The organism is Streptomyces sp. 4F14 (assembly GCF_048159485.1).
GTDB lineage: Bacteria > Actinomycetota > Actinomycetes > Streptomycetales > Streptomycetaceae > Streptomyces.
This window is the reverse complement of the sequence record NZ_JBLRVY010000001.1, coordinates 353,450-366,090: the sequence shown is the minus strand read 5'-3', so window position 1 is coordinate 366,090 and position 12,641 is coordinate 353,450. Positions and strand designations below refer to the sequence as shown.

At 70.2% G+C, this 12,641-nt stretch carries 8 protein-coding genes and 1 pseudogene; 3 read left to right on the top strand and 6 right to left on the bottom strand.

All coding sequences use genetic code 11. The features are described from left to right. Positions 1–93 precede the first annotated feature (93 nt). Positions 94–2,352 carry an MMPL family transporter gene (locus ACLZOT_RS01495; protein ID WP_416966793.1) on the bottom strand — a complete coding sequence of 753 codons (2,259 nt, stop codon included), beginning with the start codon at positions 2,350–2,352 and terminating at the stop codon, positions 94–96. A 409-nt stretch (positions 2,353–2,761) separates the two neighbouring features. Here ACLZOT_RS01495 and ACLZOT_RS01490 point away from each other — a divergent pair, with 409 nt between their 5' ends. Continuing rightward, positions 2,762–3,529 carry an SDR family NAD(P)-dependent oxidoreductase gene (locus tag ACLZOT_RS01490; RefSeq protein ID WP_416966792.1) on the top strand — a complete coding sequence of 256 codons (768 nt, stop codon included), beginning with the start codon at positions 2,762–2,764 and terminating at the stop codon, positions 3,527–3,529. Between the two features lie 121 nt (positions 3,530–3,650). Here the strand turns inward: ACLZOT_RS01490 and ACLZOT_RS01485 are convergent, their stop codons facing one another. The 5 genes and pseudogenes from ACLZOT_RS01485 to ACLZOT_RS01465 all read right to left on the bottom strand — a co-directional run bounded on the left by ACLZOT_RS01485 (position 3,651) and on the right by ACLZOT_RS01465 (position 9,760). Further along, positions 3,651–5,186: an alpha/beta hydrolase domain-containing protein gene (locus ACLZOT_RS01485; protein ID WP_416966791.1), complete on the bottom strand. Its 1,536-nt coding sequence runs from the start codon at positions 5,184–5,186 to the stop codon at positions 3,651–3,653. A 40-nt stretch (positions 5,187–5,226) separates the two neighbouring features. After that, positions 5,227–5,901: pseudogene (locus tag ACLZOT_RS01480) on the bottom strand (sensor histidine kinase); the annotation flags it as partial. Next, positions 5,792–7,114, bottom strand: coding sequence for a streptophobe family protein (locus ACLZOT_RS01475; RefSeq protein WP_416966959.1), 1,323 nt, complete (start codon positions 7,112–7,114; stop codon positions 5,792–5,794). The gene ACLZOT_RS01475 and the pseudogene ACLZOT_RS01480, both read right to left, overlap by 110 nt. Positions 7,115–7,487: 373 nt before the next feature. Further along, positions 7,488–8,228: an SDR family NAD(P)-dependent oxidoreductase gene (locus ACLZOT_RS01470; RefSeq protein WP_141573125.1), complete on the bottom strand. Its 741-nt coding sequence runs from the start codon at positions 8,226–8,228 to the stop codon at positions 7,488–7,490. 92 nt (positions 8,229–8,320) lie between these two features. Beyond that, positions 8,321–9,760 carry an aldehyde dehydrogenase family protein gene (locus ACLZOT_RS01465; RefSeq protein ID WP_416966790.1) on the bottom strand — a complete coding sequence of 480 codons (1,440 nt, stop codon included), beginning with the start codon at positions 9,758–9,760 and terminating at the stop codon, positions 8,321–8,323. Between the two features lie 381 nt (positions 9,761–10,141). Here ACLZOT_RS01465 and ACLZOT_RS01460 point away from each other — a divergent pair, with 381 nt between their 5' ends. Both ACLZOT_RS01460 and ACLZOT_RS01455 read left to right on the top strand, forming a co-directional pair. Beyond that, a complete protein-coding gene (locus ACLZOT_RS01460) occupies positions 10,142–11,341 on the top strand; it encodes an NAD(P)/FAD-dependent oxidoreductase (RefSeq protein WP_416966789.1) in 1,200 nt (399 codons plus the stop codon). Between the two features lie 58 nt (positions 11,342–11,399). After that, positions 11,400–12,620, top strand: a complete 1,221-nt coding sequence (locus ACLZOT_RS01455; RefSeq protein ID WP_416966788.1) for a cytochrome P450 — start codon at positions 11,400–11,402, stop codon at positions 12,618–12,620. Positions 12,621–12,641 lie beyond the last annotated feature (21 nt).

Genomic DNA, 12,641 nt, shown 5'->3' with positions numbered 1-12,641 from the left:
TTGGGGGGAGTGAGGACCGACGGACGGCGATTGAAGGGGTGATCCCACTGCCGTGGGATCACCTGCGCCGGGCTAATGTAAGCGGCGCGGTGGTCAGTCCTGGCCCCGGCGGGCGGGCGCGAGCAGCCTGTCCTTCGCGCTTGTGGGCCTGTTTTCCCCGTCCGGCCCTGTCGTGTCGGTCGGCCCGTCCAGGACGTGCCGCAGCTTCTCGCCCTCGACATCGACGTTGGGCAGGCTGCGGTCCAGCCACCCAGGCAGTGCCCAGGCCCGGCGGCCCAGCAGGGTCATGACCGCGGGCACGATCGTCATACGGACCACGAAGGCGTCGAAGAGGACGGCCGAGGCGAGCCCCAGACCGATCGACTTGATCAGTGCGGCGTCGGCGAGCAGGAATCCGGCGAAGACGGAGATCATGATGATCGCCGCGGCCGTCACCACACGGGCGCCGTGCCGGAAGCCCGCGACCACCGCCTCTGTGGGCTCGGCACCGTGGACGTACTCCTCCCGCATCCGGGTGACGAGGAAGACCTGGTAGTCCATGGCAAGGCCGAAGACCACACCGATCATGAAGATCGGCATCACGCTCACGATGGGCGCGGTGGTGTCGACGCCGAAGACGTCCTTGAGCCAGCCCCACTGGAAGACCGCGACCAGGACGCCCAGGGTCGCCACCACACTGAGCAGGAAGCCCAGCGTCGCCTTGACGGGCACCAGGATCGAGCGGAAGACGAGCAGCAGCAGGATCAGCGCCAGGCCGACGACCACCAGGAGGTAGGGCACGAGGGCGTCGCCGAGCTTGTCGGAGACGTCGATGTTCAGGGCTGTCGTACCGGTGATCACGACCTCGGCGTCCGTGGCTCGCTGCACGGCCGGGGCGGTGGTGTCACGGATCTCCCCGACCAGGTCCACCGTGTCCTGGCTGCTCGGGGAACCCTTGGGGACGGCCCGGATCAGGGCCACGTCACCGGAGGTGTTGAAGACGGCCGGGCTCACGGAGGCGACATCGGGCAGCTTGCCCAGCACGGTGACCGTCTCCTCGGCGGCGGCCTTCGGGTCCTTGCTGTCCCGGGCGTCGACGACGACCGTGAGCGGGCCGTTGTAGCCCGGGCCGAATCCCTTGCTCAACGTGTCGTAGGCGACCCGCTGGGTGCTCCCTGCGGGAGCCGTGCTGTCGTCCGGCATACCCAGGCGCATCGACAGCGCCGGGATGGCCAGCACACCGAGGGCGGCGACCGAGACCACGAGCGCCCGCCACGGGTGGCGGATGACGTGCTGCACCCAGCGCACGCCCATCGGCTCGCCCTCGCCGCGCTCCAGCGCCCGCATGCGCTTGGTCTGGAGATCGCCCTTCATGATGCGCATCCCGGCGAAGCCCAGCACCGCGGGCAGCAGGGTCAGGGCGACGACGACGGCCACGACGACCGCGAACGACGCCGCCAGACCCAGGTCCGTCAGCAGCCGGATGCCGACGACGCTGAGGCCGGCCAGTGCGATGACCACGGTCAGGCCGGCGAACACGACCGCTGATCCGGCCGTACCCAGGGCTCGCCCGCAGGCGTCCTCGGGTTCGTGGCCCGCCCTGATCTCGCTGCGGTAGCGGGAGACGATGAACAGGGCGTAGTCGATGGCGACCGCCAGGCCCAGCATCAGCGCGAGCGTCGACGCCGAGCCGCTCATGTCCCATATCGCGGTCGCGATGGTGATCGACAGGATCGCGATGATGACTCCCAGGAGCGCGGTCAGAAGCGGCAGGCCGGCGGCGAGCAGGGACCCGAAAGTGATCACCAGCGCCACGGCGGCCACCGCCAGACCGATCAGTTCGCCGGCGTTGGCGCCCTCCTTCTCGTTGACGGCGTTGCCGCCCAGGCTGACCGCCAGGCCCGCCTTCTCGCCCTTGTCGGCGACGGCGTGCAAGGCGTCCCGTGCCTCGGTGGTGATGTCGGCCTGGGCAACCTTGTACGTCACCTGGGCGTAGGTGATGGTGCCGTCCTGGCTGACCAGACGACTGGCGTAGGGGTCACTGACGCTCGCCACCTGGGGAGCCTTCTTGAGGCCGGCGATCAGCGACTCGACCTCGGTCTTGTTGGCCCCGGACGTCAGCTTCTGCCCGTCGGGTGCCTCGAAGACGACTCGGGCGGTGGCACCGGAAGCGGATGCCTGGGGGAACTCCTTGTCGAGCAGGTCCAGCGCCTTCTGGGACTGGGTGCCGGGAATGGTGAACTGGTCCGACGTCGTGCCGGACACGCTCGCGGAGCCGATGCCGACAACAGCCAGGATGGCGATCCACAGCATTACCACGAGGCGGCGACGTCTGAACGCGAACCGGCCGAGTCTGTAGAGGAACGTGGCCACAGGAGTTACTCCCACCTGGGAAAACAACGAGATGGATGACGAGAACTGGGTGGGTCTGCGTGACCCGTCCATCAAGCTAGGCGGGAAAATCCAGCCGCCCACGGCACCGGGGAAGCGAATACGCCGCTGCCGCATCCTCCTCCGGTACTGGTCGTCCTCCTCCCGAAGCACCCGAAGCACCGCGACGTCGACAGCCGGCCCGTGGTCAGAGCCACGCCGCAACCGGCGCGGCAGGCTGTCCGGCCACCTTTCGGACGAGGCGTGGCAGTACCCCGGTACTCATCGCCCCGCCCGTTTTGGGTCCTGTGGAGGCTCGGGGCGCGGCCTGGCTCTTCCTAGTGTCGACGCAGGCACGTGAGCCCTTTCCCCGGACTCACCGGTCTCCGACACCACCAGGGAGCATCCACACATGAACAGCACCACAGGTCTGTCCGGCAAGTCCGTGATCGTCACGGGAGCCGGCTCGGGCATCGGCCGAACCGCCGCCCTGCTCTTCGCCGCGCAGGGCGCCCGCGTCGTCCTCGCGGACATCAACGCCGAAGGCACCGAAGCGACGGCGGAGGCCATAGCGGTGGCGGGCGGCACCGCTGTCACCGCGATCGGCGACCTGAGCGACCAGGAGGTCGTCGACCGGGTCGTCACCACGGCCGTGGACGCCTGCGGAGGCATCGACGTCCTGGTGAACAACGCCGGAATCATGGACCGGATGTCCGCCGTGGCCGACATCGGCGACGAGGAGTGGGAGCGCGTCCTGCGGGTCAACCTCACCGCGCCCTTCCTGCTGACCCGCGCTGCGCTGCCTCACCTGCTGGCCACGGGTGACGGGGCGATCGTGTTCACCGCCTCCGAGGCGTCCCTGCGGGGCAGCGCGGCCGGTGCCGCGTACACCGCCTCCAAGCACGGGATCGCCGGGCTCACCAAGTCCCTCGCGGTGACGTACCGCGACCAGGGCGTGCGGACCAACGCGATCGCTCCCGGCGGCACGACGACGAGTATCACGGCCGGGCTGGACATCGAGTCGCACGGAGTGGGCGTGCTCGGCAAGTACATGGTCAACGTCGGACGCCGGGCGACCACGGACGAACAGGCCGCGGCCATCGTCTTCCTGGCCTCCGCCGCCGCGAGCAACATCAACGGTGTCATCCTCCCGGTGGACAACGGCTGGTCGGCCGTCTGACCGGGCTTCACCGACGCCTCGCCGAAGCGAGGATCCGCCCACACCCGCCGAGCCCCGGCTTCACACGGCTCGGATCCCTGCACGCGGAGAGATGTCCGGCGGGCGGGGCGGACCCCGTGGGTCACGACCCGGTCGGTGCCTTCGGCCATTCCTCCGAAGCCCGGTCGAGCAGGGGCCCGCGGTCCCTCTCAAGGAGGAGCCCGCTCGCGATCAGGCGGGTGACCCGGGCGTCGTAGGCGCTGAGGTAGTCGTCGAGCGAACCGTAACGCCGGCGCAGTTCGTCCGCCGTGTACGGCTGCCACCCCCCGTAGTTGCCGCACACCGCGGTGATGCTCGCCGTGGACACCGGAGCCACCGCGGGCGGAACCGGTGAGCCGAGCGGCAGATCGGCCGCGGGAAAGCGCACTCCGCCGATCGGGAAACCGTCCGCGTCCGTTCGCGGCACCGTCACCTCCCGGTCGGGCAGGCCGTTGAGGAGTGCCGGATCGGCGGGACGCGCACCCGCTGTGAACACCTGCTCGGGCGGCATCTTCTCGCGCGGACCGCCGATGCCGAGACGGCGTTCCAACGCCACGAGCAGGGCACGGCCGTAGGGTTCGCTGTGCAGGGGACTGAGCGGGATCGGCTTTCCGTCATTGCAGCCGAAGCGCTGGAACGCGGTGTCCGCCGCGTCGGCGCTGATTGCCGGGTTGTGGGCGGCCGGCCAGTCGTAGCGGTGGTAGCCGTCGGCCGGGTCGGCCTGCCGGGAGACACTGGCCCGGAGCCGGTAGTAGTCCGTGTAGGCCGCCACGTCCACGAAGACGGGATCCGTCGCCGGTCGGCGCAACACCTGCCCAGGAGTGAGCGGCACACCGTCCGGCCTCATGTAGGGCACCTGTGACTCGCCGTCCGCCGCGGCGACGCCGTTGATCGCGAGCTGGTTGCCGGTGCCGTCCTGGGCGTAGGCGCCCTGGAAGACGCGTCCGTCGGCGTCGTTGAAGCCCTCGGCGACGAAGCTGGTGACGAACCAGCTGGCCTGGCTCAACCCCACGAGCAACCGGTGCTCGTACGCGCAGAGTGGCGAGTCCTCGCCTTCGAGCCGTCCGCTGCGCAGCAGCCGCCCGAAGTCACGGACGATGACCTGGCCGACGCCCTGGGCCGATTCCGGCACTCCCGGTGAGATGCCGGTCTGCCACTGGACCCGCGCGTAGGAGCGTCCTTCGGCGAACAGGAAGCCGTCGCCCATGCCCGACGGGTACGTGACGTCCTGCGGGGCTCCTACGGGCGGCGGGTCCTGTATCGAGTTGTAGCCGTGGAGCAGCAGGGGAATGCCCCGGTTCTCCACCTCCACCACGACCTCGCTGCGCTGGTCCCGTCCGACCGGGCGGATCAGCTCGAAGCCCGAGGTGTAGGTGTGGACCCCGTCGGTCCCGGCGGCCGAGTCGAGTCCCGCCACGGGTTCCCCGGCCGACACGGTTCCTGAGACGGTCCCGACCAACCGCTCGTACGGCACACCGCCGAACGTGCCCAGCGACTCCTTGCGCGTCACCTCGACGCCGGTGACGCGCGAGGAGCGTTCCTCGTCGGCTGGGGTGGGTGTCGCCGCCATCGCCGTCACTGTCACCGGGAAGGCGAGGGACGAGGTGAGGGCGAGAGCCAGTAGCGTGCGTCGTTTCACGGGATCTCCTTGAATGTGGGGGGGGGATCAGTGGGGGTACTCAGCGGAGAGCCGCGCCGACGGCCGAGGCGTCCACCTGGGGCCGCACGGAGGTGCGCGGTTCGGTGCGAGGGTCTGGGGGTGGGGGCAGCAGGACGCGGAAGGTGGCGCCCCGGCCCGGTGCCGACCGCACGTCCACATGTCCCGCGTGCGCGGTGACCAGCGACTGCACGATGGCCAGGCCGAGTCCCGCTCCCCCGGTGGCGCGGGTCCGTGAGGTATCAGCGCGGTAGAAGCGTTCGAGGATTCGGTGGGCCTGTTCCTCCGTGAGGCCGGAGCCTTCGTCGGCGGCCTCCAGGACCGCGTGGCCGCCGTCGGTGCCCACGCCGATGCGGATCGGCGTACCGGGTGGTGTGTGCCTGACGGCGTTGCCGATCAGGTTGGTGACGACCTGGCGGAGGCGGGACTCGTCGGCGAGAGCGAGGGCGGAGGCCGGCGGGCCGTCGCCGTCCGGCCCGGTGAGGGTCACGGGCCGGGCGGCGTCGAGCGCCCGGACGTCGTGGAGGGCGTCGGCCGCCAGGGTGCGCAGATCCATCGGGGCGCAGTCCAGGCCCAGCGGGAACGGGTCAGGTGAACCGGCTCCCTGTCCCGGGGCGCCGCCGGCGGTTCTCAGGGACTGTTCGTCGAGCCGGGCGAGAAGCAGCATGTCCTCCACTAGCCGGGTGAGGCGTTCGGAACATGGTCGCCGAGATCTGGCCGGATGCCTGCGTGAGCCAGGTCGTCAGGCCCAGGGCCACGCCCAGGACGACCCCGAGGCGTGCTGCCGGTGCAAGGTGCTGCCCATGGCGTGTCCGGTGGCCGCTCGGAGCGTGGGCCGGTGTCCGTGCTGTGGCCCGTGCCGCCGCGTAACCGCAGGCCAGCAGGGCGAGACCGGTCACCAGCAGGGCCAGGAGCCGCAGCGGCCAGCCGCCTGCCGACAGGTCCCTGAGGTGCTCGACGCGGTCGGGACGCGCCTGCGCCTGTGCGCCGCCCAGCCTGCGCAGCAGTGAGGCGAGCGGGTTGCCGTCCTCGCTCTGCGCCTGGTGTGTCGAGGCCGTCCAGGAGACGCCCAGGCCCAGGGTCACGAAGACGACCACCGTGTCGGGGGCCAGCAGGAGGGCGGCGCCGGCGGCGGTCGCGCCCTTCCCGCCGACGACGATGCCGACGAACACGAGGGCGATCAGCGGAACGACGGTCATCAGCAGGAGCATGCGCGCAACCGCCGAGACGCTCGGCGCCCACGCGGCACGCAGTCGGCCGGTCTGCCATGGCAGCGGCAGGTGAGCCCGCCGGGTGATCAGGCAGCCGAGGGCGATCACCACGGTCACCCACAAAAGCCCGCCCAGTACGGCCGAACCGGCCTGGACCTGATAGCGCATCACCATGCCCTGGGAGATGGTGGAACCACCGCCCAGACGCTGGCCGAGCCCGCCGCCGAACAGCTCGCCCAGCGGGCTGTTGCCGATGCCGAGACCTCCTGACGTGGAGTCCTCTCCGCGCATTCCGCTCATCGCGGACGCTGGCACACGGAAGGAGCCTTCCGCGAGTTCGGCCACGGTCAGGAAGCCCAGCAGGGCCGTCGCCGCGGCTCCGGCGGTCCGCCCGGCCAGCTCATCCGCGGTGAACGGCCGGCACCGTATCCGCCACGAGAACGCCAGCCACAGCACCATGGCGCCGAGCAGGGTCACCATGAGCGGCACGGCGTCGACCGTGCCGCTCATGGTCGGGCTCAGCCCTCCGCCGCCCAGCAGGCCCGACAGCCCTCCGGAGCCCTCCGCCCCGGAGGACGCCGCCGCCGGGCTCACCGAGCCCCCGACAGCCATGGCCGTCACCGTGAGCGCCAGGGACCACAGCGATCCCAGGGATTCCGCGTCCAGCAGCCACAGGGCCAGTGCGGAAACGGCCACCATGGCGATGAGGGCGCACAGGACGGCCGCCGCCCCCTCCAGGGCGTTCTCCAAGGGGCTTTCGGGGCGGGCGGGCGCGGCCTGTGCCGACCTTCCCTGCCCGGGTCCGACGGTGATGGCAGTCATGTCAGAGGTACTCCGCTGTGTTTCGGTGACGCACGCGGCGCGGGGCCGCGTGTCGTCGAGCTCGCCCAGCCTGTCCGCCGCGCATGCGAGGTTCCGGAGAGGTCCTGGGAGTTCTCCGGGAATCCGCGGCACTGGCCCAGGGCCGGAGCGTCCGCCGCACGTGCCGAACGCTCCGATTCCCGGGAAACTCCCACGATTTGTGTTCCGGCTCCCCTGCGTCACCGCGCGCACTGCCTGGTGACGGGTGCACTCAGCGGAGCAGCGATCCCCAGCCGCCGTCGATCGGAATGGCCAGCCCTGTGAGGTAGGAGGAGCGTTCCGAGGCGAGGAAGAGAGCCAGTTCGGCAACCTCCTGGGGGGTGCCGCCGCGTTGCATCGCCGGCTTCTGGAGCTTCTCCGGGGCCGCCTGGACCGCGTTCTGGCCCATGTCGGTGAGGATGATGCCGGGGCAGAGCGAGTTGGCGCGGATCCCGTCGGTGGCGTACTCGGTCGCCGCTGCCCGGGTCAGTGCTATGACGCCCGCCTTGGCGGCCGAGTAGACACTGGCATAGGCGCCGGAGGTGGCCAGGGCCGCCAGTGAGGCCCAGTTGACGATCGCGCCGCCGCCGGTGGCGCGCATGGTGCGGATTCCGTGCTTGGTACCGAGGAACACGCCCTTGAGGTCCACGGCCATGATCCGGTCGTACATCTCCAGGGTGGAGTCGGCGAGCGGCGCTCCGTCGGCGATGCCGGCCACGTTCAGTACGGCGTCCACGCGGCCGAATTCGCGTACCGCTGTCTCGAACATCGAGACGACTTGGTCCTCCTGTGAAACGTCGCAGTGGACGGGTACGACCGCCTCGCCGAGTTCGGCCGCGGTGTCCTTCTCCTTTCCGCTGATGTCGGCGGCGACGACCTTGGCACCGTGCTGGACGAACAGCTCCGCGCAGGCTTTGGCCATGCCCGCGCCGGCTCCGGTGATCACTGCGACCTTGCCGTCCATGTCACCCATGCGATTTCTCCTTCTTGTGGTGGGGGCGTTGTGGTGGGGCAGGCATGCCGACGGGCTCGTCGGCAGGCGTGGTAGGGATGTGTGCCGGGGTGTCATGCCTTGATGACGGCGGCCTTCTCCCGGGTGAACTCCAGGACGGCGTCGTGGCCGTAGCCGCTGTCCTTCACGCCGCTGAACGGCAGCTCGTACCGCGTCTGGCGGTAGGCGTTGACCCACACGTTGCCCGCGTCGAGGTCGCGGACGAAGCGGTGGGCACGGGCCAGGTCACGGGTCCACACCCCGGAAGCCAGGCCGTAACGGCTGTCGTTGGCCAGAGCCAGGGCCTCGTCGTCGGTGTCAAAGGGGATGATCACGGCGACGGGGCCGAAGATCTCCTCCTGACAGATGCTCAGCGAGTTGTCCGTGCTGGTGAAGAGGGTGGGTTCGACCCAGTAGCCCCCCGGCAGTTCGGGGACCAGCTCCGGGCCGTGCCGACCGCCGAAGACCAACTCGGCTTCCTGCGCACCGGACTTGAGGTAGCCGACGACACGGTCGTACTGCTCCCGGGAGATGAGGGGGCCCATGGTGGTGGCGTCGTCGGCCGGGTTGCCCAGGACGATGTCCTCGACGATCGCGCCGATGCGCTTCAGCATCTCGTCGAGGACCGGCCGCTGGACGAGGATCCGGGAGCCGGCCACGCACACCTGGCCCGCGTTGCCGGTGAAGATGGACTCGACCGTCACGCCCTGCGCCGCCGCGTCGAGGTCGGCGTCGGCGAAGACGATGTTGGGGGACTTCCCCCCGAGTTCGAAGATGCTCGGGGTGAGGGTGTCAGCCGCCGCCCGCTGGATGGCCCGGCCGGTCTGCGTCGACCCGGTCATGGTGACTTTGCGGACGTCCCGGTGCCGGACGAGGGGGTCGCCCACCTCCTCGCCGGTTCCGGAGACGATGTTCAGGACCCCGGGCGGCAGCACTCCGGCGACGAGAGCGGCGAAGCGCAGCGATGACACGCTTGCCTGCTCCGGGGGTTTGACGACCACGGTGTTGCCCGCCGCGAGCGCCATGGCGGCCTTGTTGCACAGCATCGCCAGCGGCGCGTTCCACGGAACGATCGCCGCAACGACTCCGTAGGGCTCGCGCCGGGTGAAGCCGAAGCTGGTCGGGTCGAGCACGACGCTGTCGCCGGTGACCGCCTCCAGCGTCCGGCCCGCGGCCTGGTTCCACACGAACGCCATGCCGATTCCGGCGCGTTGAATGTTCTCCCTGAGAAGGCGGCCGTTGTCGCGGGTCTCCAGCCGGGCCAGTTCCTCGCCGTGTTCGGCGAAGACCTTCGCCACCTGCTGCAGGTGGAAGCCGCGGACCGCCGCCGGCAGCGCCGACCAGCCGGGGAATGCCTCCTTCGCGGCGGCGACCGCGGCGTCCACGTCCGCCTGGCCGCCGGCGGGGATCCGGGCCCAGACCTCACCGGTCGCCGGGTTCTCCGCGTCGAGCCATCGCCCCGACTCCGGTGGTCGCAGCGTGCCGCCGATCAGGTTCCGATACGCCTCAGTCATGCTTCGCCTCTTTCCGCAAGTGAACTGGCCTCCGCCCACGAGAGGGGCGGGGCGGAACGCCATGTGGCGCAGGGGGGCGCACGCCATGACGTCCAGGGCCTGAAGCCGCTAAACGATTTGACGCTATCGTTTTTTTGAAGCAGGCGTCAATGAGCAGAAACCGCACTTCACGCGGCTTTTTCTAGTTCGTTCTTACGGATACGACCCACGGATGACGGATCCAACACCACTTACTTCTCAGGTAGGTTGTTCCGCGACCCCCATCAAGTGAGAGTTGCTATCGGTACGGAGAGTCGAGCGGTTCTTCGCAACGGCTCAGCAAAGGAGACATCTGATGCAACTGACAGCCGACATCGACGCCCCAGGCCGCGGGGCGGCCTCGTGAACCGGATCGTGGTGGTCGGCGCCTCGGCGGGCGGACTGGCCACGGCGGAGGCACTGCGCCGGGCGCGCTACGACGGTGCGATCACCCTCGTCGGCGACGAACCCCACGCCCCCTACGACCGCCCACCCCTGTCGAAACAACTGCTCAAGGGCGACTGGCAGCCGGACCGTCTGGCCCTGCGCCCGGCGGCGGACATCTACGCCCTCGGCCTCGATCTGCGCCTGGGAGCGACCGCCGTAGGGCTGGACCGCGATTCCCGCCAGGTGCACCTGGCGGACGGAAGCCGGGTGCCGTACGACGCGCTGGTCGTCGCCACCGGTGTCCGCCCGCGCCGCCTGCCGGGCTGCGACGGCGTGTCCGGTGTGCATGTGCTGCGGACCGTCGGGGACGCGCTGGCGCTCAAGGAACGCCTGTGGCCGGACCGCCGACTGGTGATCGTCGGAGGCGGCTTCATCGGGGCGGAGGTGGCAGCCACGGCCCGCGCGCTGGGCGTCACGGTGACGCTCGTGGAGGCGGGCACGGTCCCCATGGGCCAGGCCGTCGGCGACGAAGCCGGACGGTTCCTGACCCGGCTACAGCTGGCCCAGGGCGTGGACGTGCGCACCAACACCTCGGTCCACGAGATCCAGAGCTCCGCCGGCCGGGTCACCGGTGTCCTGCTGTCCGACGGCAGCGTCCTGCCCGCCGACGACGTCCTCGTGGCCATCGGCTCCCTGCCCAACACCGAATGGCTGGACAGCAGCGGCCTGGTCCTCCAGGACGGGCTGCTGTGCGACGAGTACTGCGCCGCGGCGCCCGGCGTGTACGGAGTCGGCGACGTGGCCCGCTGGCACAACCCGCTCTTCGGCACGCCGATGCGCATCGAGCACCGTACGAACGCCGCCGAGCAGGCCATGGCCGTCGCCCGCAACCACCTCACCCCCGACCAGCGACGTCCGTTCGCGCCGGTGCCGTACTTCTGGTCCGACCAGTACGACGTCAAGATCCACGCGTACGGCTACCTGCGCGGTCACGACGAGGCACTCGTCCTGCAGGCCGAGGACGCGCGGCGGCTGCTCATCGTCTACCGCCGGGGCGAACGGCTGACCGGCGTACTCGCCGCGGGGCTGCCGCCCAAGGCCGTACGCGCCTGGCGTTCGCTCGTCGCGGCCGGCACCGCCTGGACGGAAGCCGTCATCGGCGCCGTCGTCGCATAGCCCCACATCCGCAGCTCCCCTCTACCCGCCAACCCCCACAACCCCCACTGGAGGACCCATGAACACGGCCACCGACCCGACCGGCAACCTCGATCTGCCGGCCTACCCCGCCGCCCGCTCCGCACGCTGTCCGCTCGATCTGCCCGCCGAGTACGAGCAGTGGCGCCTGGGGGACGGGCTGCAGAAGGTGCGGCTGTGGAACGGTGAGACCGCCTGGGTCGTCACCCGCCACGAGGACGTCAAACTCGTCCTGTCCGACCAGCGCATCAGCGCCGACACCATCCGATACCCCCGGATGCACCCGGGCGGGGAACAGCAGCAGGTACCAGCGTTCCCGCGCATGGACGACCCCGAGCACGCCCGGATCCGCCTGATGCTGACCAAGGACTTCACGGTCAAGCGCATGGAGGCGATGCGCCCCCAGGTGCGGGCGATGGTCGACCGGTTCATCGACGAGATGACCGCCAAGGGCGACTCGGCCGATCTCGTCGCGTCCTTCGCGCTTCCGATGCCGTCCCTGGTCATCTCCCTGCTGCTCGGGGTGCCGTACGAGGATCACGAGTTCTTCCAGAAGCACAGCATCACGATCAACCAGCCGGACGTCACCCCGCAGGAGAAGAGCCATGCGAGCGCCGAGCTGTTCGGTTTCCTGATGGAGCTCGTGCAGCGCAAGCAGCGCGAGCCCGGCGACGACCTGATCAGCCGGCTGATCGCCGAGCGCGTCGAGACGGGTGAGCTCAAGCCGGAGGAAGTGGCCATGAACGGCCTCGTCCTGCTCATCGCCGGCCACGAGACCACCGCCAACATGATCGGCCTGGGCACACTGACCCTGCTGGAGCACCCGGAGCAGGCGGCCCTGGTCCGGGACAGCGACGACCCCAAGGTGGTCGCGAACGCCATCGAGGAACTGCTGCGTTACCTCTCCATCGCCCAGGACATGATCTGGCGCGCCGCCCACGAGGACCTCGTCATCGGCGGCCAGGAGGTCAAAGCCGGCGACATCATCGCCGTCAACCTGCCCGCCGCCAACCACGACCCCTCCTTCATGGACGACGCCGGCTCCCTCGACATCACCCGCAGCACCCGCGGCCACATCGCCTTCGGCTACGGCATCCACCAGTGCCTCGGCCAGAACCTCGCCCGGGTGGAACTGACGGAGGCGCTGCCCCGGCTGCTGCGCAGGCTGCCCGGCCTCCGCCTGGCCGCACCCCTGGAAGAGATCCCGTTCCGGGGCACCATGGCCGCCTTCGGCGTCCACGAACTGCCGGTCACCTGGTAGGCGAGGGAACCCACAGACGGG